At 68.2% G+C, this 25,803-nt stretch carries 20 protein-coding genes; 11 read left to right on the forward strand and 9 right to left on the reverse strand.

What is annotated here, in order from left to right:
* Positions 1-3: 3 nt before the first annotated feature.
* From LPB04_RS19900 to LPB04_RS19925, 6 genes are all read right to left on the reverse strand, one after another.
* Positions 4-2,175: a hypothetical protein gene (locus LPB04_RS19900; RefSeq protein ID WP_193686200.1), complete on the reverse strand. Its 2,172-nt coding sequence runs from the start codon at positions 2,173-2,175 to the stop codon at positions 4-6.
* A gap of 53 nt (positions 2,176-2,228) precedes the next feature.
* The gene (locus LPB04_RS19905; RefSeq protein WP_193686201.1) at positions 2,229-3,245 is read right to left on the reverse strand and encodes a hypothetical protein; all 1,017 of its coding nucleotides are present in this window, start codon (positions 3,243-3,245) and stop codon (positions 2,229-2,231) included.
* The gene (locus LPB04_RS19910) at positions 3,242-4,300 is read right to left on the reverse strand and encodes a hypothetical protein (RefSeq protein WP_193686202.1); all 1,059 of its coding nucleotides are present in this window, start codon (positions 4,298-4,300) and stop codon (positions 3,242-3,244) included. The genes LPB04_RS19905 and LPB04_RS19910 overlap by 4 nt, the downstream gene beginning before the upstream one ends.
* Positions 4,301-4,302: 2 nt before the next feature.
* Positions 4,303-4,857, reverse strand: coding sequence for a hypothetical protein (locus LPB04_RS19915; RefSeq protein WP_193686203.1), 555 nt, complete (start codon positions 4,855-4,857; stop codon positions 4,303-4,305).
* Entirely contained in the window at positions 4,854-6,122 is a 1,269-nt protein-coding gene (locus tag LPB04_RS19920) for a hypothetical protein (RefSeq protein WP_227496500.1), read from the reverse strand. The genes LPB04_RS19915 and LPB04_RS19920 overlap by 4 nt, the downstream gene beginning before the upstream one ends.
* A 136-nt stretch (positions 6,123-6,258) precedes the next feature.
* Positions 6,259-9,429, reverse strand: a complete 3,171-nt coding sequence (locus LPB04_RS19925) for a penicillin-binding transpeptidase domain-containing protein (protein WP_307727257.1) — start codon at positions 9,427-9,429, stop codon at positions 6,259-6,261.
* A gap of 226 nt (positions 9,430-9,655) precedes the next feature.
* Here LPB04_RS19925 and LPB04_RS19930 point away from each other — a divergent pair, with 226 nt between their 5' ends.
* The 6 genes from LPB04_RS19930 to LPB04_RS19955 all read left to right on the forward strand — a co-directional run bounded on the left by LPB04_RS19930 (position 9,656) and on the right by LPB04_RS19955 (position 14,116).
* On the forward strand, positions 9,656-9,889 hold the full coding sequence (locus LPB04_RS19930) for a hypothetical protein (protein ID WP_193686205.1): 234 nt from the start codon (positions 9,656-9,658) through the stop codon (positions 9,887-9,889).
* A 198-nt stretch (positions 9,890-10,087) separates the two neighbouring features.
* On the forward strand, positions 10,088-10,690 hold the full coding sequence (locus tag LPB04_RS19935; protein ID WP_193686206.1) for a YXWGXW repeat-containing protein: 603 nt from the start codon (positions 10,088-10,090) through the stop codon (positions 10,688-10,690).
* Between the two features lie 92 nt (positions 10,691-10,782).
* The gene (locus LPB04_RS19940; RefSeq protein ID WP_193686207.1) at positions 10,783-11,481 is read left to right on the forward strand and encodes a reverse transcriptase-like protein; all 699 of its coding nucleotides are present in this window, start codon (positions 10,783-10,785) and stop codon (positions 11,479-11,481) included.
* Complete coding sequence (locus LPB04_RS19945) at positions 11,462-12,124, forward strand: HD domain-containing protein (RefSeq protein WP_193686208.1); 663 nt, start codon at positions 11,462-11,464, stop codon at positions 12,122-12,124. The genes LPB04_RS19940 and LPB04_RS19945 overlap by 20 nt, the downstream gene beginning before the upstream one ends.
* Before the next feature lie 236 nt (positions 12,125-12,360).
* Positions 12,361-13,209: a flocculation-associated PEP-CTERM protein PepA gene (gene pepA, locus LPB04_RS19950; protein ID WP_193686209.1), complete on the forward strand. Its 849-nt coding sequence runs from the start codon at positions 12,361-12,363 to the stop codon at positions 13,207-13,209.
* 67 nt (positions 13,210-13,276) lie between these two features.
* Positions 13,277-14,116: an EamA family transporter gene (locus LPB04_RS19955; protein WP_193686210.1), complete on the forward strand. Its 840-nt coding sequence runs from the start codon at positions 13,277-13,279 to the stop codon at positions 14,114-14,116.
* A 4-nt stretch (positions 14,117-14,120) separates the two neighbouring features.
* Here the strand turns inward: LPB04_RS19955 and LPB04_RS19960 are convergent, their stop codons facing one another.
* Positions 14,121-16,304: a TonB-dependent receptor plug domain-containing protein gene (locus LPB04_RS19960; RefSeq protein WP_193686211.1), complete on the reverse strand. Its 2,184-nt coding sequence runs from the start codon at positions 16,302-16,304 to the stop codon at positions 14,121-14,123.
* A gap of 245 nt (positions 16,305-16,549) precedes the next feature.
* On the opposite strand from LPB04_RS19960, the gene asd reads away from it, so the two are divergent.
* The 3 genes from asd (at position 16,550) to LPB04_RS19975 (ending at position 19,589) form a co-directional block, all read left to right on the forward strand.
* Positions 16,550-17,401: an archaetidylserine decarboxylase gene (asd, locus tag LPB04_RS19965; RefSeq protein ID WP_193686212.1), complete on the forward strand. Its 852-nt coding sequence runs from the start codon at positions 16,550-16,552 to the stop codon at positions 17,399-17,401.
* 133 nt (positions 17,402-17,534) lie between these two features.
* The gene (locus LPB04_RS19970; protein WP_193686213.1) at positions 17,535-18,842 is read left to right on the forward strand and encodes a family 1 glycosylhydrolase; all 1,308 of its coding nucleotides are present in this window, start codon (positions 17,535-17,537) and stop codon (positions 18,840-18,842) included.
* 9 nt (positions 18,843-18,851) lie between these two features.
* A complete protein-coding gene (locus LPB04_RS19975) occupies positions 18,852-19,589 on the forward strand; it encodes an SDR family NAD(P)-dependent oxidoreductase (protein ID WP_193686214.1) in 738 nt (245 codons plus the stop codon).
* Between the two features lie 46 nt (positions 19,590-19,635).
* On the opposite strand, the gene LPB04_RS19980 is transcribed toward LPB04_RS19975, so the two are convergent.
* The gene (locus tag LPB04_RS19980; protein WP_193686215.1) at positions 19,636-22,050 is read right to left on the reverse strand and encodes a DNA polymerase II; all 2,415 of its coding nucleotides are present in this window, start codon (positions 22,048-22,050) and stop codon (positions 19,636-19,638) included.
* 445 nt (positions 22,051-22,495) lie between these two features.
* On the opposite strand from LPB04_RS19980, the gene LPB04_RS19985 reads away from it, so the two are divergent.
* Positions 22,496-23,920 (forward strand): FAD-binding oxidoreductase, encoded by a 1,425-nt coding sequence (locus LPB04_RS19985; protein ID WP_193686216.1) that lies wholly within the window; start codon positions 22,496-22,498, stop codon positions 23,918-23,920.
* Positions 23,917-24,597, forward strand: coding sequence for a class I SAM-dependent methyltransferase (locus LPB04_RS19990; protein ID WP_193686217.1), 681 nt, complete (start codon positions 23,917-23,919; stop codon positions 24,595-24,597). Before LPB04_RS19985 ends, LPB04_RS19990 begins: the two co-directional genes overlap by 4 nt.
* Here LPB04_RS19990 and LPB04_RS19995 read toward each other — a convergent pair.
* Positions 24,594-25,738 (reverse strand): IS3 family transposase gene (locus LPB04_RS19995; RefSeq protein ID WP_193686218.1). Its coding sequence is split into 2 segments (ribosomal slippage): positions 24,594-25,480 and positions 25,480-25,738, totalling 1,146 coding nucleotides; the frame shifts between segments, so codons are not numbered across the junction. The two genes, LPB04_RS19990 and LPB04_RS19995, sit on opposite strands and share 4 nt — an antisense overlap.
* Positions 25,739-25,803: the final 65 nt, after the last annotated feature.

Raw genomic sequence — 25,803 nt, forward strand, 5'->3', positions numbered from 1 at the left:
GGGTCAGTGCAGCGGCGCGCCGCAGGCGCCGCAGAAGCGGTCCTCGCTACGCACCGGGTGGCCATGGGTGCATTGCCGGGCCTGCGCGACGCCGCTTGCGACCTGCGCCTGCGCGCCGAGGGCCGCCTTGTTCACGTCGTTCTGCAGCGCCAGCAGGTCGAGCTGGTGGCGCCGGTCCTTGTCGACCTCGATCTCGCGCCGCACCCGTTCGCGCTCGAGCGCCTCCTGCGCCAGCCGCGCCGCGTCCAGCGCGCTGACGGCGCCGCCGGCGGCCACCACCCCGGCCAGGGCCGCCAGCTGGTCCGCATCCATGGTCGCGTGCACCCGGGTTTTCAGGTAGTCGGCCAGCACGGCCGCATTCGGGGCGGCGGCCACGGCCAGCTTGGTCGTGTCGTCGAGCTGGCCGAGCGATTCGGCGCGCGCGATCTCCATCCGCGCCAGGTCCAGCGCATGCGCCAGCTGGGCCGCGCGTTCGGCGCGTTCGGCGCCCATGCGGCGCAGTTCGTGCTGCCAGTTCGCTTCCTGCTCGGCGCGGCGCTGCTGGTGGCGGCGCTCCTCGCCCAGCAGCTCCACCTCCTTCTCCGCGCGCGCCTGGCGCTGCTCGGCCTCGATCGTGCGCAGCAGCTTTTCGTGCTGGGCGAGCGCTTCCTGCTGGCCGCCGTCACGGCGCAGCGCCGCGATCTTTTGCCGGACGCCTTCCGCTTCCAGGTCTTCGCCGAGCACCTGTTCACGTACCCGGGCCTGGCCCTGCAGCTCGAGCCATTCCTCTTCGCGCTCGAGCGCGCGGCGGCGCGCCGTGTTGGCCAGCACGACCAGCTCGAACTGCGCCTTGTGTTCCTCGTCGTCGAGCGCGCGTGCCCGGCCCGCGGCGGCTTCTTCGGCTGCGCGCAGGCGTGCCAGCTCCGCACGCTGGCGCGAGGCGTCCTCGATTTCCCTGGCCTGCTCGACCTTGTTGCGGATCTGCTGGGTGAGCAGCTGCTGCGCAAAGCGCTGGCGCGCCAGGGTGCGCGCCTGCAGCGTTTCCTGCTGCGCCACTTCGAGCGCGCCGCGCATGCGGATGCCGGCCAATGCCTGCAGGTGCGCCCACTCGGCCTGTTCGCCCGCGCGCTGGCCGCGCTTCTGCGCCAGTTCGTGCTCGAGTTCCGCCAGGATTTCGCCGGCCCCGCGCTCGACGGCTTCGCGGCGCGAGGTCGATTCCGCGATGCGCGCATACAGGTCGAGTTCGCGCGCACGCACGGCCTGCGCGCGCTCGGCATTCGCCAGTGTCAGTTCGGCGCGGTCCAGGGTCTCGTCCTGGCGCAGTTCCAGGCGGCGCAGGCGCAGGCGCGCGGCCTGCTCTTCGCGCGTGATCCGGTGCCACTCGTTTTCGTCATACAGTTCTTCGAGCCGGCGCGCATGTTCCATTTTCACGCGGCGTTCGTCGGCCGCCAGCCACAGGGTGCCGATGCGCGCGCGGTTGGCGTCGAATTTGTCGTGGCGCAGGGCCAGCGTGTCGACTTGCACGACGCCGAGCCCGTAGTCAGCCAGCAGCATGCGCAGCGCGCCCTGCAGGAGCTCGTCGAACTCGGGGCGCAGCGAGTCCGTTTTCGCCATCTCGCGCAGCGAGCGGGCGCCGACGAATTCGGCTGCCAGCTGCCGCACGGCGGGCAGCAGCAGTTCGCGCAGCTGGGCAACGGTCACCGTGCCCGGCATGGTCATGAAATGGCGCGCAAAGGCGGGTACGTTCTCGATGCGCAGGCTGACGCTGAACCGGGCGCCGACCGCCAGGTGTTCCGCAGTCTGCAAATCGTCGAAGCTGAACTCGACCGGCAGCGCGTTCGTGCGCGTGACCAGGATCTCGGCGTGGCCGTCGCGCAGCAGGTGGTTCAGGCGCGAGAAGAAGCCTTCGATTTCGTACTCGCCCTGGGGCACTTCGGTGGCCTGGTCTCCCTGCAGGATATAGGCGCGCGCCGTGGCCGGCACGCGCAGGGTTTTCACGAAGATGCCCGACAGCGCGCGCACGCCGAAGAACACGGCCAGTTCGTCGGGGCCGGCGATCCAGCGGTTCTCGACCAGCACCGGCGTGCGCGGCGCGCCCAGCGTGATGCCGCAGGCCGCGCAATAGCCGGCGCCGCCCGCATTCCGGTGCTCACAACGCGGGCATTTGCTGCCGCCAAAACCGAACATCTGGACCATGATCCGACTCCATCTTCAGGTGATTTTGATTCCGAGACCGCCTGTCCGGCGCTCTAAATGATCCCGATCCGCTCGACGCAGACCAGGCTCGCGCCTTTCGCGCGCAGCGCGTCGGCCAGGCCGGGGGGCAGCTGCGCCTCCCAGGCGCGCGGCAGCAGGACGCGGTCGCCCGGCTGGGCTTCGCGCTCGATCAGCGCGCACTTGAGTCCCAGTCCTTCGACCGCCTCCACCAGTCCCGCATGCCAGGCCTGCGATGCGCCGCTGGCGACGATGCGCCCGCGCGGCACGAACTCGCGCCCGCGCGCCAGGCGGTCGGCGAGCACCAGGGCCAGCTCGTACGAGGCGCCGTGCAGGCCGTCCTGGCCGAAGCGCACCGTGGTGCGCCAGCGTGCATGCTCCTGGCCGTCGAAGTGGCGCGCGCCGCTCAAGGCCTGGCGCACGGCCTGCTGGCGCACCCCATCCAGGCCGGGCGCGGCGATCGCATCGTCCTCGATCACCTCGCCCTCGGCCAGCGGGTAGACGCTGACCTCGACCCAGCACAGGCTGTCGTTGATCCCGCCGCTGTGCAGCGGGAACCAGGCGCACGCGCTCGACACCGAGGCCGCCGCATCCGGCTGACCGGACAGGGCGCCGAGATGCTGCAGGTGGCCGGGCCCGCCGCGCAACGCCCCGGCAGGGAGATCGGGGACATCGTGCCCGTCGATGCGGCCGCGCTGCCAGTCTTCCGACCAGCCGTTCGCGACCATGCCCGGGGCCGCCGCCACCAGGCCGCGCACTGCGCGGTCGGCCAGCACCACGGCCAGTTCCCAGTCGCGTTCCTGGGAACCGGGCGCGCGGTCCATGCTGATGACGACCTGGTCGCGGCTGTCGTAGCGCGCTTCGGTATGGCGCGCCAGGCGCGCGACCAGCGCCATGCGCGCCGCCAGCTGCGGTGCGCCGGGTGCGCTGCACTTGACCTCGGCGCGGCCGGCGCGCGGCCGCCGTGTGGCGGTGACGGTGACGAAGCTGCCGTCCCGCAGGCGGCTGCGCAGGTCGACGGTGTCGGGACGTCTCGAGGCCGGGCCGTTCATGCGGCCTCCTCGTCGAGCGTCACCCGCTTGCGTTCGGCGAGCGCGCATTCGAGGTTGGCGACGATGCGGTCGGCTTCGTCGAAGAGCAGGTCCAGGCCTTCGTCGTCGGCCCGCTCGAGCCGTGCCAGCAGGGCCCAGGCTTCATCCAGCGCAGCTGCGGCACGAACGCTGTGGCGGGCCCGGCGCGCCTGGCTGTCCAGGTCGAGCGGCTGGCCGGGTGCGCCCAGGCCGAGCGCCGGCATGGTCGATGCCGCCAGGCAGACCAGGTCGAGCCGCTGCAACAGGGCCTGCTGCTGGCGGAACAGGTCCTGCCCCTGCGGCAGCGCGGCCTGGCGCACGCGGCACATGACGCAGGGCAGTTCCAGGAACAGGCGGCGCAGCGCACGCGCGTCCGCGCCGCTTGCCTCGGCCACTCCGGGCGCCGAGGCCGTAGCATGCCAGGCTGGCGCGGGCGGCACCGTCACTGCGCCGGCGACGGCACGTCCGGCGAGCTCGCGCGCGTAGTCGCGCGTCCCGGCCAGGTCGACCGGCACGCAATCGTCGACGGTGAGGCCGAAGCGGGTGTAGAGCAGCTGGTTGAAGCCGGCGCGGAAGGCGTTCCACTCGTCGAGGGTCGTGCAGGGCGGCAGTTCCAGGTTGCCTTGGGCGAGTTCGCGCTGAAGCGCCGCTTCGATGCCCGCGGCCAGCGCAGCGAGCGCCAGCTCGCCCGCCCCTTCGCTGGCCAGGAACAGGTCGAAGCGCTGCTGGGTCATGCGCGGATCCGGGCTGTCGATCGCGAAATGCAGGCGCAGCCCGATCTCGGGCGCGGCGGCAAACGGCACCAGGTCGCAGCCGTAGGGACCAGGATGGAAGCACCAGCCGGCTTCTCCTGCGGCCAGCACCATGCGCCCGCCGGCGCCGATGCGGCGCGTGTGGCCGCTCGAGGAGACCGCGACGCCGACCGCGCCGGGCGGCACGCTGCAGCCGGAAGCAATCGGACGCGCGATCGCCTCCACGCCGAGTCCCGCCGCATCGAAGGCCGGCGCGCGCGCCATGCGTTTGAAAATATCGAGCATCGTCAATTTGCCGCCTGTACGCTGAAGATTGCGCCGTGGCGCTGGAAGTGGGCGGCCGGCTCGTCCGCGCAGGGCCAGGCCGCTTCGAGCTCGCCGTCGCTGTCGAGGCGGCCCGCCAGCAGTTCGGCCCCGGCGCCGTCGACCACGCGCAGCAATGCAGCCGCGCGCAGCAGGCGGGCCGCAAAGGGCGCCTCCGGCATCAGCTGCAGGATCACGCGGCGTTCGGCCCCGCTGCCGACGAAATGCAGGCGCCAATGGCCGTCGTCGGTCGCCAGTTCGGACAAGGCCTGGCCGCTGTCGGCCGCGCGCAGCATGCCGACGCTGCCCTGCCAGGCGTCATGCGCGGCGGCGCGGCGCTCGAGCGCCAGGGTACGCAGGCGGCGCGTGGTCAGCGGCGAGGCCTGCAGCGCGGCGCGTTCGGCCGGCCGCAAGGGACGGCTGCCGTCGAGCGCGGCGCGCAGCACGGCGTCGGCCAGCATCAGGCGGTCGCCCTCGACTCGCGGCGCCAGCAGCAGGCGCTCGCGCAGCTTGCCATCGATATCGCTGGTAGTCTTCATTCGTTTCTCCCTTTCGAGGGTGCGGCTGCGCTCAGGCGCGCGATGGCCGCGTCGCGCCGCTTGCGCAGGGTCGGCAGCGAGACGGCATCGAGCGCCGCCAGCTGGGCCATGGTCGGCAGGCCATTCGTGGCGGGGTCGCGCCATGCGTCCGGATAGCTGTCGTCGTCCGGCCCGAGCAGCTTCAGATAGACCGCCAGGCGCACCGCCAGCGAGTCGTCCGCCAGCATGCGTGCACTCCAGCTGCCCGGGTCCTGGGCCGCGCCCGCCACGATTACAAAGTGGGGGGGCAGTGAAACCGACTGCGCACGCTGGGCGTGGAGCGGCTCGCCGTCGGCCGCCCCGGCCGGTTCAGCTGGTTCGGCTGCCCGCGCCGCGTCGGGTTCGTCCTCCAGCGCGTCCAGGATCAGGTCCGGCCCCGGCGTGCCGCATGCGCCAGACCCGGCCTCCGATTCGTCCAGCACCCGCCAGTAATCCTCGAGCCAGGCGGCCGAGGTGTCGGCGTCCTGCAGCCAGTCGCGGTCGCGGTTGGCGGACAGGGTTTCGTATTCGCCGATCTCGGCCAGCATCTCGCCGATCTTGACTGCATTGTCCTTCAGGCTGTCGAAGCGCTTCGAACGCGTGTGCAGCGGACCGGGCGAGCCCGTGAACCGCTCCAGCGTCGCGCTCCAGCGCAGGATCCATTCGGGACGGCAGCCGGCGATCGAGGCCAGCTGGCGCACTTCGATCGGCAGCGCCGTCTCGAGCGGCCGCCCGAGGATGGCGCCGACCTGGACCCGGTGCTCGCGCCAGTTGCCGAACAGGCGGGCGATCTCGCCATAGGCCGTGTCGAGCATGCGGTAGGCGTAGATGCGGTTCGGGCTGCAGGGACGGCCGCAGGCGGCCTGGTAATTGTCGGCGTCGACCTTGTCGCGCAGAAGCGCGAACATGTCGTTGACCTTCTTGCGCAGCAGCGCTTCGCCGCCGGGCTGGCGCCAGAAGCCGGGCACGCGTGCGTGTTCGCCGGCCAGGGCCGTTCTGAACGCCGCCCAGTCGGACGGGCGCGCCGCCAGTTCATAGGCCAGCAGCAGGGCCAGCTCGGCGACGCTGTCGCCATAGCTGTTGCCGGCCGCCTGGGCACGCACGCTGCGGCCCGCAGCGTGCAGGCATTCGGCCAGCAGGTCGACGTACAGGGCCAGCGCCTCGCCTGCGGGCGCGGGCGCCAGCAGTTCGCCCGGATCGCAGCGCTTGAAAACCTCGAGCGAGCACTGGCCAAGCAATTTGCGCACCTGTTCCCACCCCGGCTCCTGATACCGGGTTCCCGGCAAACGCATACCTTCCTCTTGTGTTGATGGCGTATCCACCCGATAAGGGATTTTGTAAATCATGCCACAGAAACACAAAAACAAGGCGCGCTGGAGAGGCTCAGTTGCCTTTCTGTTCGCCCTTTTGGGCGAGCGCGCGTAGCAGCGCCGCCACGACTGGCGCGGCATGCTCGCCACCGGTCGCCTCCGAACGGCTGACAAAGGCGGCAAACGCCAGGCGCCGGGTCTCGCCAGGGATGCTGCCCGGCTCCAGCCAGCCCGTGAACCAGACGGTGGCCTGGCCCTCGCTCCCGACGGGCGCGGTGCCGGTCTTGCCGTACAGGCCAGGACGCAGGCGGTCGAAGGCGGCGCCGCGGAAGGCGCTCGCCGCGGTGCCGCCTGCGACGACGCCATGCAGGCCGGCGCGGATGCGGTCCAGGCGAACGCCGAGCGGCGCGCCTTGCTGGGCCCCGGCCCGGCGCCCGTCGAGCGCCAGCAGCAGCCGGGGCGCGATCGCCCTGCCCTCGCCCACCGCGCCGGCGGCGAGCGCCATGTGCAGCGGGGTGGCCTGCATGCGCAGGCCGATCGCCATCTGGCGCAACTCGTGGCGCGAGCCGATCGGATCGAAGCCGGCGACGCTGGCCTGCAGCGCATCCCAGCTGCGCCAGTCGAAATCGGCGGGCAGCAGGCCGCCGTCGAGCGGCAGCGTGCGTTCGAAGCCGAGCCGGTGCGCCATGTCGAGGATGGGCCGTACCCCGCCGAGGGCCGTATCGTCGAGCGCGCGCAGGCTGGGCGCCCCGCCCTGCGCCTTGCCGAACAGGCTGCCGTCGCTCAGCTCCGCGCTCCAGGCGAACCAGGTGTTCAGGCTGTAGGTCAGCGCCTGGGCCAGCCCGAGCTTGCCGTCCTGGGCGCGGCGGTCGAGGGTCCCGTCGCGAAAGTTCGTGATGCGGGCCCCGGCGCCCTGGTAAGGATAGGTCGCGCCGTCGGTGCGGAAGGGGAAGCCGCGCGCCGCCGCCAGGGCGTTGATGTCGGCCAGCGGCATTCCGCCCAGCAGGGCGTCGAGGCGCGGATCGCGCTGGGCGGCCAGCTCGAGGCCGAGGGCGCTGACGATCTTGAAGGTCGAGCCCGGACTGCGCTCGGCGCCGCCGTCGTGCTGGAAAGCCGCCTGGCGCAAGGGACTGCGCGCCGGGTCGACGCGGTCGAAGTCGCGCAGTTCGCTCCAGTTGCCGTCCGCGAGCGGCGCGGCGCTGCTGCCGGCGGCGGCCAGGATGTCGCCGCTGCCGGTATCGATCAGCACCAGGCCGGCCTGGCGCGCGGCCGGCGGCGTCAGGCCGCCGCTACAGCGCGCGCCATCCCACTGGCCGCGGCGCATGCCGACGCAGTCGAGCACCGCCTGTCCAAGCCGCTGGAGAGGCAGGTCGAGGGTGAGCCTGGCTTCATGGGGGCGGCCGTCGGGCGCGGGCAGGCGCGCCAGCACGCCGGCCACGCTGTTCGCCTGGCCGGCATGCAGGCCGAGCAGCGTTGCCAGGCCCGCCTCGCGTGCGCCGGCCGTCGCGCTGCCTGCCTGCCACAACGGCGCGCCGCTGCGATCGGCCAACAGTACCGGCACCGGGACCACGGTGGCGGACCGCCCCGGCTGGGCAATCGCCTGCCAGGCCAGCCGGCCTTGTTTCACCTGCAGATGCCGGTACGGTGCATCGCCGCCCCCGCTCATGGCCGCGAGATCCAGCGGCAGCGCTTCGATCACGACCTGGCGTGCGCCAGGATGCGGCGCCAGCACCAGCTCGCGCACGTCGTCCGGCTCGGCACAGGCGCGCCCGGCGCAGGCCGCACGCCCGCCGGCGAGCGCGGCGCCGGCGATGGCGCGCACCCGTCCCGCCAGCATCAGTTCGATGCGCTCGTCGCCGCGCGCCGGCCGCGGCAAGCTCAAGCTCAGGCGCACGGCGGTCGCATGGCCCGCGCTGGCCGGCCAGTCGGCCAGCCGCTGCCAGGGCGCCCAGCCCTGCGGCAGGCTGGCGAACAGCCGGGCCAGGCCCAGCGGCATTGCCTCGCTGCTGCTCGCGGCACTCGCTCCGGCCTGCGCCTGCCAGGCTCCGGCGGCACCCGGCCGCACGCGCCAGGCCAGCAGGCGCCGTTCGCCATTGAAGACCCGGATCTGTTCGCGCACATAGGCGCCGTCGGCGCGCGCGTGCAGGCGCTCGAGCAGGCGCCGCCCGGCGTCGTCGAGCACGACGCCGTCCCAGGCATGCAGGTCGGCCGTGCGCTGGCCCTTGTCGGCCGCACGCCATTGCACCAGGTCGCGCGGCGCGGTCTCGATCATGCCGGACGGGGAGAGGCGCACCAGGCCGCGCGCCAGCAGGCTGTCGAACAGGGCGCCGTCTTCCAGTGCCGGCGCTGCGTCGAAGGGCACGCGATAGTCGCCGGGCGCGAGGCGGCTCGCCAGTGCCCGGCCGTGTTCGGGAAAGGCAGCGACGATGGCGCCGGGCGCGGTGCCTGGCAGGGCCTCGTACGAAGTCAGCACCAGCTCGCCGCCCTGCGCGCAGGCGGCGCCCGGACGGCGGTCGACGCGCAGCGCCCCTTTGTCGCCCCACACCAGCCAGCCCTCGCGTCCCAGCAGCGCCCTGCCCTGCACGCCGCGCGCGATGCTGCCGGCGCTGGCGTCGCCGATCCAGCGCGCGTCACCATGCCAGGCCAGCTGCAGGGACGAGCCCAGCGAGCCCGTGATGTCGACCTGGGGCATGCTCGCCCCCGCCAGCACGACATTGCGCAGGGTGACGGGACTGGCCGCCGCCGCATTGCCTGCCGCCCAGCGCGCTACATCGTGGAAGCGGTAGCCGATGCGTAAAGGCGCCAGCCGTCCGCCCGATCCTGCGAGCGCCTGGCTGCACAGGTCGATCACGACCGGGCGCCGGGCACGCATGCCGGAGACGACCAGCAAAGCGCCGCCCGGCTGGGCGCCCAGGCTCACGCCCGGTTCGCGCGGCACGCTGAAGGAGACGCCGGGGAGCGCGGCCTGGAAGGCCGGCAGCGTACGCACCGGTCCGCCGCCGGTGCTCATCCGGCCGGCCGCGGCGGCGCCCAGGGAACGCGCGTGGACTGCGATCAGCACGGCGCCGCCGGCCACGAAGCCGAGCGCCAGCAGTGCCAGCCAGACCCGCGGCCCCGCCTGCCAGCGCGTGCCGCGTACGGCTGGCAGCACCCGCCGGCCGCCCGCACGCAGGTTGCGCGCCCGGCGCCAGGCGCGGCCGTTGGCGGCCAGCCCGGCGCACACCGTGGCGAACATCTCCCCCATCGATTCCTCCTTCGCCGCCGGGATGGCCGCGTCCGCCCTGTCCTAGCGGGGGGAAGCGAAAAGCCGGGTGAAGCCGTCGGGTTGAGCGAACTTGAACGTTTCGTATCGCACCCGGTTTTGTGCAGGCCATCCCGCTTTTCATGCGCCCCGTCGCAATCCGATGGAGGTCCGCGGGGGCTTTGACTACAGTGGACACATCGCCACCCCACCCGCAAGGAGAAGCACCGTGAACATCGCCAAGCACATGGAAGCCGTTTTCGTCGTCGCCCTCGCCGCCGCCGGTTCCGCCCACTTCGTCGCCGACCAGCTGCCGCAAGCCCAGGCGCGCCCGGCCGCCATCCAGGATTCGAGCATCGCCACCGAAACCAGAATGGCCGTCGTCGTCGTGAAAGGCAAGCGTCCGGGTGCCGGGAAGCCGGTCGTGCTGGCCGCTCGCAGCGGTGCCGGGAGCCGCATTTGATTACCCGTGTGCACCGGGCCGCCTCCTGAGGCGCGCCCGGGCACCCGCCCTCGCATTTCCCCGCTTTCCCCCTCCTCATCCGCTGTTGCAACTCTGCTGCTGCAATCCTGTATCAGATGTAAGCACATGCGTCAAACGCACCATTTCACTCAAGCGATTGATATATTGAATCATCCGCTTTTGGAGATGGAGAACACCATGAAATCCCGCCTCACTCTGGTTGCCCTTGCCGCCATCGGCGCCGCTGCCTATGCACCGCTGCCCTCGATGGCCCAGAACGTCGAACTGTATATCGGCTCGGCCCCGCCGGCTCCCCTGTACGAACGCGCGCCCGCCGTGCGCCGCGGCTATGTCTGGTCGCCAGGTTACTGGGCGTGGCAGGGCCACCGCCACTACTGGGTTCCGGGCTCGTATATCGTCGAGCGTCCCGGTTATGTGTATGCACCGCCGGCCTGGCAGGAGCGTGGCGGCCGCTGGGTCATGCAGCAGGGCTACTGGAGCCCCCGCGGCGGCGACCGTTACTATGCCGGCGAGGGCTATCGCAGCCAGGGCTTCTACGACGGCGGCCGCAGCTATGCCTACCGCGACGGATACGGCTACCGCGACCGTGACCGCGACGGCGTGCCCGACCGCTACGAGCGCCATGGCGGCCGCCGCGACGCCGACCGTGACGGCATCCCGGACCGCTACGACCGCGACCGCGACAACGACGGCGTGCCCAACCGCTACGACCGCGACCGCGACGGCGACGGCGTCCGCAACGAGCGCGACCACCGGCCGGACAATCCGTACCGCCGCTGATTGCAGCCTGCACAAGAAAAGCGCCCCGCGGGGCGCTTTTTCATTGGGGCCCGCGGATTCATGAAACCGGTAAAAGCGGTTATGCTGGCGTCATGACCGAACTCGACCGCCTGCAAGGCGCCGCCAACCGCACCGAACTCGCCGCCAGCCGCAAGCTGGCCCTGCAGCGCAGCCTGCCGCTCGAGGAAGCGCTGCGCATCACGCTCGCCGCCAGCGCCGGCCCGGCCGGCCTGCCCGCGCTGCTGGCCGAACGCGGCGCCCTGCGCCAGGCCGAAGCGGCGCGCGCGCTGGCGCGGCGTTCGGCACGAGCCGCGGCACTGACCTTGCGCCAGGCCCGGCACGAGGGCGCGCCGACCGCCTGGCGCGCCTGGTTCGACGGTTCCGCGCGGCCCAACCCGGGGCGCTGCGGCATCGGCGCGCGCCTGCTCGGTCCGGAAGGACAGCTGGTCGAGCTGTCCGAGCCGGCCGGCTACGGCAACAGCAGCGAAGCCGAATACCTGGCCCTGGCCGCCGTGCTGGAAGCGGCCCTGGCCCAGGGTGCGCGCGAACTCACCGTCTACGGCGACAGCCGGGTCGTGCTCGACGACGTCGCCGCAGCGGACGCGGACAGCGCCCCGGTGCTGCGCCCCTACCGCGTTCGGGTGCAGGCCCTGCTCGCGCAACTGCCGGGCACCGTCCTGCGCTGGGTGCCGCGCCACAAGAACCTGGACGCCGACGCCCTGTCGCAGCGCGCCAGCACAGCGCCGGCGATGGAGTCGGCGATGGAGTCCCATGCAGTCCTCGTCTCCTGAACTGTCGGCCTGGCAGCCGCGCCTGGCCGCGCTTGCTGCCGCCCACGCCGGCAACGACGGCGCCCACGACGCCAGCCACCTGGAACGCGTCTGGCGCAGCGCCCGGCTGCTGCTCGATCGCCACGCGCAGGCCGATGCCCTGGTCGTGATGGCCGCCTGCTACCTGCACGACCTGGTCAACCTGCCGAAGAACGATCCGGACCGGGCCCAGGCATCGCGCCGTGCGGCGCGGCTGGCGCGCGAGGAGCTCGCGCGGCTCGGGTTCCCGGCCGAACGCCTGGACGGTGTCGCGCACGCGATCGAGGCGCACAGCTTCTCGGCCGCGATCGAACCGACGACGATCGAAGCGAAGATCGTGCAGGATGCCGACCGCCTCGATGCGCTCGGCGCGGTCGGCCTGGCGCGCATGTTCTATGTCGCGGGACGCATGGGCCGGGCGCTGGCGCACCCGCTCGACCCGCTGGCGCTCGGACGGGACCTGGATGACGGCGCCTGGACGCTCGACCACATCATGGTCAAGCTCGCGCAGCTGCCGGGCATGATGCAGCTCGATGCCGGGCGCGAGCTGGCCGAGTCGCGCCTGGCGCGCCTGCTGGCCTTCCGCGACGAATTCGCAGCCGAGTGGCTCGGAAACGGCCCGTGACCGGTGCCCAGTGCCGTCGGGCGCTTGCCGCATGGCGAAGCGCACCGGCATCGGTCTGCGGACGACACAAAGTGTGAGGGAAAATTAACAATTAATTCCTGTCGGAAAATTTTACACTCAGCAAGCATAACTTTTTTACTGCCTTCGCAAACATATGATTCGTAAGGAATTCCTCTAGCTGGCACGAGTGTTGCTTATAGGGTTGCATTCTATTAACAACACTTGGGATAAGAAAAATGACCTTTCTGAAGAAACTCGGCTGCGCTGCAGCTTTCGGCCTCGCCGCCGGCGCCTCCCAGGCATCGATCATGAATGACTGGACCTTCAACCCGGCCGGTTCCGGCCAGGCCAAGGGTCAGGAAATCAACGAGTACCTGGACGTGAACGGCAACGCCTTCATCGAGCTGAACGCGACGAGCAAAACCTCGTTCAACTTCGTCGAGCATGCCGTCTTCAACCTGTCGCAGGCAGACAGCAACGGCCAGCTGTTCCCAGTCAATTACGCGGGCGGCAACATCACCGCCACGTTTGAAGGCTATGGCGCCGGCACCTTCGGCGGCGCCTTCAAGTTCACCGGCGGCACGATCAAGATGTATCAGAATCCTGCGAACGGGCAGTACGGTTCGGTGTCGGGCATCTATGGTGCGAACCTGGGTAACCTGATCGGTACCTTTACCGTGCTGGCCGGCGGCGGCGGTACCGTGGACGGCAAGGGCAATCCAACCGACAATGGCCAGGTGAGCATTTTCCTCAAGGCCAGCAAAGGCGCCCTCGCCGCCAACTACTTCTTCGACGACCTGGGTCAGGACATGTCGGGCTTCAACGTCGAGGCATTCGCCTTTACCAATGCCAACACCGTCGGGGCGCCGACCAATCGCCTGGTAAAAGAAGTCGCTTGCCAGTTCGCGGGCTTCACTGGCCCTGGCTGCGCAGGCAACAGCCCGTACAAGAACGTCGCCGGCGATCACTTCTTCGTCAGCAACAACGGCCAGTTCAAGTTCAACGAAATCCCTGAGCCAGGTTCGGTTGCCCTGTTCGGCATCGCCCTGTTCGGCATCGGCGCACTGCGCCGCCGCGTGAAGTAAGCTTCAACGGCAGGACCCGAAACATGGCCTGGCTTTGCCGGGCCATGTTCGTTTACAGGAGCAGCCGATGAGCGCTTCCGTCATCGCCGCCGTCCTGTGCGCGGCGCTCCTTCATGCAGGATGGAATATCTTGGTAAAGATCCACGCCGCCAGCGGCGTACCGACCATGCTCGTCGTCGCCGGGTCCGGCCTCCTGTGCGCCCTCGGCCTGCCCTTCGTCGCCGCGCCGGCTCCCGCCAGCTGGCCCTTCATCGCCGCTTCCGCGATCGTCCAGACCCTGTATTACACCGTGCTTGCCGCAACCTACCGCGGCGGCGACCTCAGTCACGCCTATCCGCTGATGCGCGGCTGCGCGCCGCCGCTGGTGGCGCTCGCCGGCCTGTTCATGGGCGAGCACCTGAGCGCGCACCAATGGCTGGCGCTCGGCCTGGTCTGCGCCGGCGTGCTGACCATCTTCCTCGATGCCTCCCGGACCGCACGGGCGGCGCGCCGCACCACGATCCTCGCCCTGTGCACGGCCTGCGTCATCGCGACCTACACGCTGATCGACGGCGCCGGGGTACGGCGCTCGGGCGCGCCGGCCGGCTATACGATGTGGATCTTCGTCGCGACCGCCGTGCTGCTGCTGGCGCTGTCCTGGCGCCGCGAAGGCCAGGCCCTGCTCGCGTTCGCGCGGCGCCGCCCGGGCATCCTGCTGGGCGGCGGCGCGATGTCGGCCGGTTCGTACGGGATCGCGCTGTGGGCGATGACGACGGCGCCGGTGGCCCTGGTGGCGGCGCTGCGCGAGACCTCGATCCTGTTCGCCACCGCCATCGCGGCGCTGGTGCTGCGCGAGCGCCTCAGCCCGCTGCGCCTGCTGGCGGTCGGGCTGATTGCGGCCGGCGCGGCAGCGATGCGGCTGGCTTAAGGCTTCAGAATTTCAGCTCGAGTGTCGCGCGCAGGCTGGGCCCGGCCTCGATGCGCGCCTCGCGCAGCACCAGGCCGCGTCCTTCCTCCGCGAAACTGCCGCGGTTGACGAAGTCCTGGCCCAGCAGGTTCGACAGGGCCACGCGCAGCTGCTGCTTCGGATTGAATTTATACAGCGCATAGGCTTCCAGGTCGCGGCGCGCCTGGAGCGTGGTCGTCTGGCGCTCGGACACGCGGATCTGCCCGCCCTGCTTCCAGGCGAAGCTCGCGCCCGTGGTCAACGCGGCGCGCTTGTAGTCGATCCCGAGGTTGCCCGCCAGCGGGGCCTGGCCGTCGAGCCGGTTGTCCGGACCCGGCACGCCGTCCACGCGCGACCAGTTGGCCGACAGGCTGGCGCGCAGGTCGATCGCCGGCGCATCTTTCATCACCGCCTTCAGCGGGAACTTGGTTTCCAGTTCCACCCCGCGGGTCACGGCGCGGCCTGCGTTCATCGGCATCGCCACCCAGCGCGCGCCGTCGAAGTCGACCAGGTAGCGCGTGTAGCCGTCGATGCGGCGCGTGGACGCGCTGAGCGAGAACAGCGCGCCTTCGGCCCAGTAATGTTCGTACGAGGCGTCGAAGCCGAGCGCCAGTTCCGGCTGCAGGTCCGGGTTGCCGGCGTAGTCGGGGTCGGTCGAGCGGTTGTCGATCGAGGTCTGGCGGCGCGGGATCAGTTGCTGGAAACTCGGCGCCTTGTAGGTGCGGGTCACGGCGAAGCGGACCTGGTCGCCCTTGGTCTCCGGGATCTTCCACAGCGTCTGCAGCACCGGGCTCCAGACGCTCGAACGCGAGCGGCCGGTGGCGAAGGTATTGCCGCTGGTGGTGGTGCGGATGCCCTCCCAGCGCGCGCCCAGGTAGAGCGACCAGCGCGGCGTGAGGTTCCACTCGTCCTGGGCGTACAGCGCCAGGCGGCCGACGCGCGACTCGGATTCCTCGCCCTTCGGCAGGGCCGGGAAGACGCGGTTGCCGGCCTCGAATTCCTCGCGGCTGTCCGTACGCCTTGAGTAGCCGCCATCCCAGCCCATGCCCAGCGCATGGTCCTTCATGATGGTCTTGCTGAACTTGCCGACCGTGGTCGTGCCGCGCTCGTCGGCTTCGAGGTGCACCAGGTTGTCGATTGGGCGTGCCGCGCCGGGCGGCGTCCATCTCCGGTTGTCGGTCGTGTTCTGGCCGCCGATCAGGCTGGCCTTGACGTCGAGCTTGGCGCCGTCGGCCATCTTGTGCACCCAATTGAGTTCGGTGCGCAGGACGTCGTTGTCGGAACGGACCGCCGAGTCCAGCACCGGATAGGGTGTGGCGGGACCGAGACTGGTCGTGTTCACGTCCTGGTTGTGGTTGCGGAAGCGCGCGGAATTGACGAAGCTCTGCGAGGTCAGGGTGTCGCCACCCTCCAGCGTCCAGTTCAGGCGCGGGGCCAGGTTGAACAACTTGAGGCGGCCGTCTTCATGGCCGTCGGCGTGGCGCACCTGCACCGGCTGTCCGGCTGGGTCGAAGGCCTGCTCGTCGCTGACGCCGCGGCGGCTGAACTGCTCGGCCATCACGCTGGCGGCGACCGAATACGACATCGTGCCGAGCTTGTCCGACAGCTGCAGGTTGGCCGTCGGCCCCTGGAAACCGCTGCCGGTGCGCGCGCCTAGCTTGAATTCGCGCTGGCCGCTGCGGACCGTCTTTTTCAGGACGATGTTGACCGTGCCGGCCACCGACTGGGTCGAGAACTCGGCGCTCGCCGCGCGCAGCACCTCGATGCGCTCGATCACGTCGGGCGACAGCGAATCGATCGTGAAGCCGCCCGGCGCCCGTTCGCCGTTGATCAGGATTTGCGTGTAACCGGCGCCGAGGCCGCGCATGCGGATTTCGCCGCCGCGTCCGTTCGGCGTGCTGACGGTGATGCCGGGCACGCGCTTGAGGACGTCGACCACGCTGGTGTCGCCGTATTTCGCGATCTCCACCTGGGTGACGACGATTTTCGTCGCCGTGTCGTCGCGCCGCGCATCATAGCTGTCGGCCGTGCCGCGTACCTCGACTTTTTGCATTTTCTGGTCCGCCGCAGCGTCGGCTTTCGGTGCCGCGCCTGCGGTCTCCTGGGCCAGGGCGGGGAAAGCGCTTGCCAGCGCGGCGGCAAGCAGGGTCATGCGGAGCGATGAGAGCATATACATATCAGAAAGCCAAGTTTATGAGAATGTATTGTCCTTTAGTTCCGGCATATTTAGATGCTCATGAGAATATATTTTCGATATGCATGTATTAAGGGGATCCTGCCCGGCCCGGTACCGACGGCTGCGTCCTGGGGCGATGCGCTACACTGGGCGGGCCCTGCCAGCGAAAACAAAGATATGCACGGGCACGCCCCTTATTTATAATTCGCCATCATCACCAGCAATAAAGGTCCGCCACCGTGTCCGATCGTTTCAAAGTACTGCCGCAATATGTCCTGCCCAAGCAGGCGCTGACCTCGTTCGCCGGCCGCGTCGCCGGCCACCGCGGGGGCAAGATGACCACCCGCCTGATCCGCTGGTTCGTCGGCAAGTACGGGGTCAACATGGACGAGGCGGCCAATTCGGACATCGCCAGCTACCCGAGCTTCAACGAATTCTTCACCCGGCCCCTGAAGGACGGCGTGCGTCCGCTGGCCCAGGCCGACTTCGTCTGCCCGGTGGACGGCGCGATCAGCCAGTTCGGCGCGATCGACGACCACCACATCCTGCAGGCCAAGGGGCACAAGTTCACGACCACCCAGCTGGTCGGCGGCGACGCCTCGCTGGCGGCGCACTTCCAGCACGGCAGCTTCGCCAACCTGTACCTGAGCCCGAAGGACTACCACCGCCTGCACATGCCCTGCGACGGCCGCCTGACGCGCATGATCTACGTCCCGGGCGCCCTGTTCTCGGTGAACCCGACCACCGCGCGCGGCGTGCCGGGCCTGTTCGCGCGCAACGAGCGCGTGGTCTGCGTGTTCGAGTCCGAGGAATTCGGCACCTTCGTCATGGTGCTGGTCGGCGCGACGATTGTCGGCAGCATGGCCACGCCCTGGCATGGCGTGGTCAATCCGCAGCGCACCGGGCGCGTTTCGGAATGGACCTACGATTCGCACCCGGTCGTGCTGAAGAAGGGCGAAGAGATGGGCCGCTTCCTGCTCGGCTCGACGGTGGTCATGCTGTTCAAGGAAAAGACCATCGCCTTCAACCCGGAGTGGGCGCCGGAGCGCAAGGTGCGCCTCGGCGAAATGATGGGCAACCGGCCGGCCTGACCTCGCTCGCGGCGATGCCGCCGTGCCAGCGTCCGCACACGAAGCGGCACTATGTTAGGCAGTACACGGTCAAAACCCGTATCGCTCCCTACAGTGCTACTTCAGTGGCTGCGCTTCGCGAACGAGACGGCAAATGGCTTCGAGTGGTTCCCCATTCATCTTTGCGACCGGCATAGAAAACAGCATCCCGACCATCGCCGCCGGCAAGGTGCGCATGGACGAGATGGAAAAGTGCGGCCACTACCGCCACTGGCGGCGCGACTTCGACCTGGTGCAGGAGATCGGGATCCGCTTCCTGCGCTATGGCCCGCCGCTGCACAGGATGCTGCTCGGCGCGCGCCGCTACGACTGGTCGTTTGCCGACGAAGTGTTCCCCGACCTGCACCGGCGCAACCTGGTGGCAATCGTCGACCTCTGCCATTTCGGCCTGCCCGATTTCCTCGGCGATTTCCAGAACCCCGATTTTCCCGACATCTTCGCCGAGTACGCGCGTACATTCGCACTGCGCTACCCCTGGCTCCAGCTGTACACGCCGGTCAACGAGATGTCGATCTGCGCCCTGTTTTCAGCCCTCTACGGCTGGTGGAACGAGCAGCTGCACGACGACAAGGCCTTCGTCACCGCCCTCAAACACCTGGTCAAGGCCAACCTGCTCGCCATGCGCGCGATCCTGGAAGTGCGTCCGGATGCCCTCTTCATCCAGAGCGAATCTTCCGAGTATTTCCATGCCCAGTCGCCGGCCGCGATCGGCCCGGCCGAGACCATGAACGCGCGCCGCTTCCTGTCGCTGGACCTGAACTACGGCCGCCGCGTCGACTCCACCATGTACGAATACCTGCTCGACAATGGCATGACGCGCGAGGAATACCATTTTTTCCTGAACAACAACCTCAAGCATCACTGCATGATGGGGAACGATTACTACCAGACCAACGAGCACCACGTGGCGGCGGACGGCACGACGCGTTCATCGGGTGAAATCTTCGGCTACGCGGTCATTACCCACCAGTACTACAACCGCTACCGCCTGCCGGTGATGCACACGGAAACCAACCTCTGCCAGGGTCCCTGCGGCGACGAAGCGGTGCGCTGGCTGCGCAAGGAATGGGCGAACGTGCTGCGGGTGCGCAACAACGGCGTGCCCATCGTCGGCTTCACCTGGTATTCGCTGACCGACCAGGTCGACTGGGACACGGGCCTGCGCGAAAACAATGGCCGCGTGAACGCCCTCGGACTGGCCGACCTCGACCGCGAGCTGCGTCCGGTCGGACAGGCCTACCGCGAGCTGATCCGCGACTGGACCGAAGTGCTGCCGACCCAGAGCGTCTGCCTGCAGGTGCCGATCGCGCTGAATGAGGATTACCCGGGGCTCGACGCCCATCCTTCCAGCCGTACGCAGGACTCCGCCGTGGCCACGGGCGCGCCCAGGAACACGGAATAAGGATCGGGGATGCGGTTTACGGACAAAGTCGTGCTCGTCACGGGCGCCGCCAGCGGGATCGGCCTCGCCGCATCGATTCGTTTCGCCGCCGAGGGCGCCCATGTGGTGCTGGTCGACCGCGATGCGGCCGCCTTGCCGGCGGCGTCCGCCAAACTGCGCGAACAGGGGCCCGGGGAAACGATGGAACTGGTGTGCGACGTCAGCGCCGAGCAGAATGTCGCGCATGGCGTCGACCAGGTGATCGCCCGCTTCGGCCGGCTCGACGCCGTCGTCAACAACGCCGGACTGATGATCTTCAAACCCCTGGAAGAACTGACCGGCACCGACTGGATCGGGGTGCTGCAGGTCGACCTGCTGGGCGCTTTCTTCTTCATCAAGCAGGCCTTCCTGCACATGCGGCCCGGCGCGGCGATCGTCAACGTCTCCAGCGTGCACGCCCTGGAGACCGAGCCGAACGTGGCACCCTACGCCGCGGCCAAGGCCGCCCTGCTGTCGCTGACCCGCTCGGCCGCGCTGGAGGGCATACCGAAAGGGATCCGGGTGAACGCCATCCTGCCCGGCGCCATCGACACGCCCATGCTGTGGAATAACCCGCAGGTCAGGTCGGGGGCGGAACACATCGATCCGGCCGATGTCGGGCAGCCGCAGGATGTGGCCGGCGCGATCGCGTTTCTTGCGTCGGGCGAGTCGGCCTTCATCAACGGGGCCTCGCTGCTGGTCGATGGCGGGCGCTTGTGCCGGCTGTAGAGCGTCCAACAGAACCCCGCCCCTCCCTCGGGCACCGGGAACGGCGTCAGAACAGGGCGCCCTGCGGACTGGTAAGGCGCGCGAAACTGTCGCCGACAAAAGGCAGGATGCCGTCGGCAACGGGTTCCAGCTGTTTGACCAGGTAGTGTTCGTAGTCGATCGGCGAGCGCTTCTCTTCCATCCAGGCTTCCATCGGTTCGGGACCGGCGGTCGTCATCAGGTAGCGGATCCAGCCGCCGTTGCGGTATTGCGCTCCGCGGCCCCGGGCGATATGGAAGTCGTCGGCGATGCGGGCGGCACGCACGTGGGGCGGCACGTTGCGCTCGTATTCCTGGAGCGGCCGGCGCAGGCGCTTGCGGTAGACGAGCAGCTCGTCGAAGTCCCCGCGCAGCGTGCATGCCACGTAGTCGCGCACGTAATCCTCGTAGGGTTCGCGCCGGAAGATGCGGCCGTACAGGCCCTGCTGGAACTGCTGCGCCAGCGGAGTCCAGTCGGTGCGCACCGTCTCCAGGCCCTTGTACACGATCTCCTCGCCGCCGCCGGGCGTGCCGGCCAGGCCGGCATAGCGCTTCTTGCTGCCTTCGTCGGAGCCGCGCACGGTCGGCATCAGGAAGCGCCGGAAATGGGTGTCGTACTCCAGCTCGAGCGCACTCTCGAGCCCGAGCTCCTCGCGCAGGTGCGTGCGCCACCAGCCATTGACGTGCTCGACCAGTTCGCGCCCGATGCGCAGCGCATCGCTGTCGGCATGGGCGCCACCGAGCCACACGAAGGTGGAGTCCGTGTCGCCATAGATGACCTGGTAGCCGCGCGCCTCGATCAGCTCGCGCGTGCGGTGCATGATCTCGTGGCCGCGCATGGTGATCGAGGAAGCCAGCCGCGCATCGAAGAAGCGGCAGCCGGTGGTCCCGAGCACGCCGTACATGGCGTTCATGATGATCTTCAGCGCCTGCGACAGCGGCTGGTTCCCGGCACGCTTGGCCGCCTCCCTGCCCTCCCACACGCGCGTGACGATGCCGGGCAGGCAGTGCCGGGTGCGCGAAAAACGCGCGCCGCGAAAGCCCGGCACGGTATCGGCGTCAGGCTCTTCCAGCCCCGCCACCAGCCCCACCGGATCGATCAGGAAGGTGCGGATGATCGACGGATAGAGGCTTTTGTAGTCGAGCACCAGCACCGAATCGTAGAGGCCCGAACGCGAATCCATGACGAAGCCGCCCGGGCTGTCCGCGCCGGGCACGTCGCCGATGTTGGGCGCCACCCTGCCCAGGCGGTGCATCAGCGGAATGTAGGCGTGCTCGAACGCGGCGACCGATCCGCCGCTGCGGTCCGCCGCCAGGCCGGTGACGCTGGCGCGCTCGAGCAGGAAGGCCATCAGGTCGGTCTTCTCGAAAATGCGCGTGACCAGTTCGCAGTCCTTCAGGTTGTAGCGCGCCAGGGCCGGCTTGTCCTGCGCGAACATGCGGTCGATGGAGGCCATGCGGTCGTAGGGATTGTCGATCGATTTGCCCTCGCCCAGGAGGCTTTGCGCCACGTGTTCCAGGCTGAACGAAGGAAAGCTCCAGGTGGCCGAGCGCAGCGCCTCGATGCCGTCGATGACCAGCCGGCCCGGCAGGCCCGCGAAGTAGTGCGCTTCGCGGTCCGTTCCGGCCTTCGCGTTGGTGCGCCACTCCATCGGCGTGCCGCCGCGGCCGATACGCAGGGGATGCCGCAGGCGTTCGGCGTGCTCCTGCAGCACGCGCAGGTCGAACCCGATCACGCTCCAGCCGATGATGGCGTCCGGATCATGGCGCGCCATCCACGCTTCCAGCTTCTCCAGCAAGGCCAGGCGGCTGTCACAATACTCGAGCTCGAAGTCGAGCCCGGTCGGGTCGCCGTTCGGCGGCCCCAGCATGTACACCTGGCGCTGGCCGCAGCCTTCCAGGCCGATCGAGCGCAACTCGCCCTGCATGGTGGTCTCGATGTCGAGCGAGACGGTGCGCAGCCTTGGGCGGTAGCCGGGCGCCGGTTTCACCTGTGCGGCCAGCAGCAGCGCGGGGTCGCCAGGGGCCGGCGTGCCGGTAAACGCCACCGGCGCCGTGATGAAGCGCTCCATCAGGTAGCGCTCGGGCGGACGGATATCCGCCTCGTAGACGTCGATCCCGTGCTCGCGCAGGCGCTTCTCCAGCCGCAGCAGATGACGGTAGTGGCGGCAGTACAGCCCAAGCACAGGACGCCCGCGGAAGTCGCACAAGGCCAGCGGGCGCAGTTCGACACCGCGTTCCCGCTGCAACAGGCTCGTCACCGCCGCCTCCTGCCCGGCCGGGACAAAGGCCACCGCCTCCGCCGCCGGCAGGCGCAGGCGGCAGGGACCGTCGTCGGTGGCGAGCCAGAGCTCGACTTCGACGCCGCCGGTCCCATCGCCGTGGTTGCCGGTATCGCGCCAGTGGCGCGTCAGCAGGAAGCCCTGCCTCGGTGTGTCACTCATGGGTTTTATGTGATGCGGTGTGATGCGAGCCACCGGGGCAAAGGCGGGAGTTTATCAAATCCCCTGGAACGAACCAGCAAACCGTACGCCATGCCAGTCTGCACCCGCTCACGGCAAGAAGCGCTGCGCATGCATGGCGGAACCAGCCCAGGCGCGCCTCGCGGCAATCAGCATGCTCTTGAAAACGGTGCCCATACGCGCGAAGCCTTGGCAACAACGCGTGGGGCGGTCCGTTCTACGCGCATTAAGGGAATTGATCGAGAACGTCAGGCACGTGACATGCGTTTCGCCACGACCCACGCATTCTTCGCAGTCATCCTCGTACGCTGATCCAGCGCTGCTGGCGCTACGTTTAGTGGCGTCAGAAGGTACTTGGCCGGAAGCGCTAACGCCAGCCCGCCATTCGTTCCAATAATGCCTGCACTTCCAACCCTGGAGTCATGCCATGCACCCTCTTCACGTCAACTCGCTCGTCAACGACATACACTCGGCGCTCAACGCCACATGCGTTGCCGCCATCCACCAGCCCCGTTGCGTCGCCGAAATCCGTGATTGCATTGCGGACGCGACGCGGCGCGGCGTGTCGGTGGCGATTTGTGGTGGGCGCCATGCCATGGGTGGCCAGCAATTCGCTGCCGATGCGGTGCTGCTCGACATGCGGCACATGCGCCGCGTACTGGCTTACGACGACAAGGCCGGCCTGATCGAAGTGGAGGCCGGCATCGAGTGGCCCGAATTGATCGATTATCTCGAAACCGCGCCAACGCTACATGGCAGACGCTGGAGCATTCGTCAGAAGCAAACCGGCGCGGACAGGCTGTCGCTGGGTGGCTGCCTTTCGGCGAATATTCACGGACGTGGCCTGCGCATGCGCCCATTCATTGGCGACGTTGAATCCTTTACCCTGGTCGATGCAAACGGCGAGGTGCAGCATTGCAGCCGGACCAGGAACCGGGAGCTGTTCGCGCTGGCGATCGGTGGCTATGGCCTGTTCGGCGTTTTCGCCAGCGTCACGCTGCGCCTCGCGCCACGCCAGGTATTCCGGCGTGACGTGACGCTGCTTCAGCTGGACGAACTCATGGCCGCGTTCGAGCAGCGCATCGCCGCTGGCTATGCGTTCGGCGACTTTCAGTTCGCCATCGATCCCCAGAGCAGCGATTTCATGAATCGCGGCGTCTTCTCGTGCTACGTGCCGGTGACCGATGCCGAGGCGCCGGCCGGTGTGGCCAAAGAGCTGTCGGAACAAGACTGGCGCCATCTGCTGCATCTTGCGCACATCGACAAGACCAAGGCTTTCGAGTGCTATGCGCGCCACTACCTGGCGACCGACGGCCAGTACTACTGGAGCGACCGGCTGCAGCAGAGCACCTACCTGGACGGCTACCATTTCGGCATCGACCGCACGCTGAACCATTGCGGTTCCGAGGTAATCAGCGAACTCTATGTGCCGCGCGAGCGCCTGGTGGACTTCATGCACGCGGCTGCGGCTGACTTCAGGCAGCACGGCGTGGACCTCATTTACGGGACAATTCGCTTGATTGAACGCGATACCGAAAGCTTCCTGCCGTGGGCCCGCCAGGACTACGCCTGCATCATCTTCAACCTGCATACACGGCACACACCCGACGGAATCGATGCCACCCACCTGGCTTTTCGCCGGCTGATCGACATGGCCATCGCGCGCGATGGCAGTTTCTACCTGACTTACTCAAGAGCTGCCAGTGCAGAGCAGGTGCACGCCTGCTATCCGAACTTTGCCAGGTTCGTCGAAGCGAAACGCAGATTCGATCCACAGCAGCGCTTCCAGAGCAACTGGTATCGTCATTATTGCGCGTTGCCGACTTGCGCCCAGACGGACCTGGCGGCATGAAGCCAGATAAGCCGAGCAATACGGCCCTCATCGTTGCAGCCGGACTTCAACTGGCGCGCGGAAATGCGGCCTTGCCGGCTGACCTGATGCCGGCTGAGGCGCTGCGCTGCGGCGAACAACTGCTGCAGCGCGTACATCCACGACTGGCCGGCCTGCTGCGCAAGACGTGGTTTCGTCGCCTCTGCAATCTGCTTGAACGGGCAACGCTGCCGGGCATTTGCCTGCACTTCACGCTGCGTAAACAGATGGTGCGCCAACAGGTGCGCGCTGCGATTGCCGGTGGTTGTACCCAAGTAGTCGTGCTCGGCGCCGGACTCGACACCTTGTGCACGGAACTGAAAGCAGCCCGGCCGGAACTGTGCTGCATCGAAATCGACCACCCGGCCACCCAATCCGCGAGACGAAACGGCAGTGACGACACTGATATCGAATTCATTGCAGCCGATCTCAGGCAGCAAGAGCTTGGAGCGATGTTGAAAGCGCATCCCAACTTCTGCCGAATAGCTTCCACCCTGTTCGTGGCCGAAGGATTGCTGATGTATATGCCTCTCGATGCAGTGCGTGCGCTGTTGACACAGATGGCCGCGGCCGCACCGCACTGCGGAGTGACGTTCACGTGGTTTGAGCCGCTCGAACACGGGCTGGCCTTCCCCCATCGTCACGGACACTTCCGTTAGGCGCATTTTAGGTTTTCAAACTGTACCGGGCTGATATACCCGAGAGTGGAATGACGCCGGCGTGGATTGTAGAACCTTTCGATATAGTCGAACACGTCTGCCCGTAAATCATCCCTGGTCCGGTAGTGCTTTTTGCTCAGCCGCTCGGTTTTCAGCGTCGAAAAGAAGCTTTCCATTGCAGCGTTGTCCCAGCAGTTGCCGCGACGGCTCATGCTGCAAACGATGCCGTGCGATTCGAGCAAGCGCTGGAAGTCTTCGCTGGTGTATTGCGAGCCCTGGTCCGAGTGATGCAATACTGCCCGAGGCCGGCCGCGGCGGAAGATGGCCATCAGCAGGGCATCCATTACCAGCTGCGCTGTCATGGTCGGTTGCATCGACCAGCCCACCACACGCCGCGAGTACAGGTCAAGGACGACAGCGACAAACAGCCAGCCTTCGCCAGTCCATACGTAAGTAAAGTCAGCAGCCCATTTCTGGTTCGGGCCTGGCGCTTCAAATTGCCGGTCCAGCAGGTTCGGCGCGATGGCGTGGACTGGCGAATCGAGCTGCCCAGGTGCGCGGCGACGCTTGTGGCGGGCCTTGATGCCGGCAGCTTTCATCAGCCGTGCCACGCGGTTCTCACTGCAGGCAAAGCCAGCATCGATAAGGTCTCGCACTACGCGCGGCGAACCGTATGTGCCATCGCTGGCTTCGTGGCTGTGCTTGATCGCCTTGAGGAGCTGCGCATTCTCACGTTCATGCGCACTTATTGGTCGGCCGAGCCAGTCGTAAAAACCACTGCTCGACACACCAAGCAGACGACACATCGTTCGCGTTGGCCAGATGGCTCTATATTTGGCGATGAAGCCGTACTTCACTTGAGGTCGGCTGCGAAGTAGCCGAGCGCCTTTTTTAAGATGTCGCGCTCCGTCTTGACCTTTGCCAGCTCGCGCCGCATGCGCTCATATTCCTGGGTCGATACCTTCTCGCCCCCGCCCGTAACCTCTGCATCCACGTTGGCGTCTCTGCACCACCGCCCCAGCAAATTGGCGCCAATGCCAAGGTCGCGGGCGATCGCCGCCTTGCTTGCACCAGGCTGGCCTACCAGCTTGACTGCCTCGCGCTTGAACTCTTCTGAAAACAACCGTCTTTCACGTGCCATGTAACTCCTCCGATAGGGACATCATACCTATCGAAAGTGTCCGCGCTGGTGGGGGAATGCCAATA

The organism is Massilia litorea (genome assembly GCF_015101885.1).
Lineage (GTDB): Bacteria > Pseudomonadota > Gammaproteobacteria > Burkholderiales > Burkholderiaceae_D > Telluria > Telluria litorea.

Excerpts from the sequence above, each read along its gene's own strand:
- LPB04_RS19900 (WP_193686200.1), bottom strand. The coding sequence starts at position 2,175 with ATGGTCCAGATGTTCGGTTTTGGCGGCAGCAAATGCCCGCGTTGTGAG.
- LPB04_RS19905 (WP_193686201.1), bottom strand. The coding sequence starts at position 3,245 with ATGAACGGCCCGGCCTCGAGACGTCCCGACACCGTCGACCTGCGCAGC.
- LPB04_RS19910 (WP_193686202.1), bottom strand. The coding sequence starts at position 4,300 with ATGCTCGATATTTTCAAACGCATGGCGCGCGCGCCGGCCTTCGATGCG.
- LPB04_RS19915 (WP_193686203.1), bottom strand. The coding sequence starts at position 4,857 with ATGAAGACTACCAGCGATATCGATGGCAAGCTGCGCGAGCGCCTGCTG.
- LPB04_RS19925 (WP_307727257.1), bottom strand. The coding sequence starts at position 9,429 with ATGGGGGAGATGTTCGCCACGGTGTGCGCCGGGCTGGCCGCCAACGGC.
- LPB04_RS19935 (WP_193686206.1), top strand. The coding sequence starts at position 10,088 with ATGAAATCCCGCCTCACTCTGGTTGCCCTTGCCGCCATCGGCGCCGCT.
- LPB04_RS19940 (WP_193686207.1), top strand. The coding sequence starts at position 10,783 with ATGACCGAACTCGACCGCCTGCAAGGCGCCGCCAACCGCACCGAACTC.
- LPB04_RS19945 (WP_193686208.1), top strand. The coding sequence starts at position 11,462 with ATGCAGTCCTCGTCTCCTGAACTGTCGGCCTGGCAGCCGCGCCTGGCC.
- pepA (WP_193686209.1), top strand. The coding sequence starts at position 12,361 with ATGACCTTTCTGAAGAAACTCGGCTGCGCTGCAGCTTTCGGCCTCGCC.
- LPB04_RS19955 (WP_193686210.1), top strand. The coding sequence starts at position 13,277 with ATGAGCGCTTCCGTCATCGCCGCCGTCCTGTGCGCGGCGCTCCTTCAT.
- LPB04_RS19960 (WP_193686211.1), bottom strand. The coding sequence starts at position 16,304 with ATGCTCTCATCGCTCCGCATGACCCTGCTTGCCGCCGCGCTGGCAAGC.
- LPB04_RS19970 (WP_193686213.1), top strand. The coding sequence starts at position 17,535 with ATGGCTTCGAGTGGTTCCCCATTCATCTTTGCGACCGGCATAGAAAAC.
- LPB04_RS19975 (WP_193686214.1), top strand. The coding sequence starts at position 18,852 with ATGCGGTTTACGGACAAAGTCGTGCTCGTCACGGGCGCCGCCAGCGGG.
- LPB04_RS19980 (WP_193686215.1), bottom strand. The coding sequence starts at position 22,050 with ATGAGTGACACACCGAGGCAGGGCTTCCTGCTGACGCGCCACTGGCGC.
- LPB04_RS19985 (WP_193686216.1), top strand. The coding sequence starts at position 22,496 with ATGCACCCTCTTCACGTCAACTCGCTCGTCAACGACATACACTCGGCG.
- LPB04_RS19990 (WP_193686217.1), top strand. The coding sequence starts at position 23,917 with ATGAAGCCAGATAAGCCGAGCAATACGGCCCTCATCGTTGCAGCCGGA.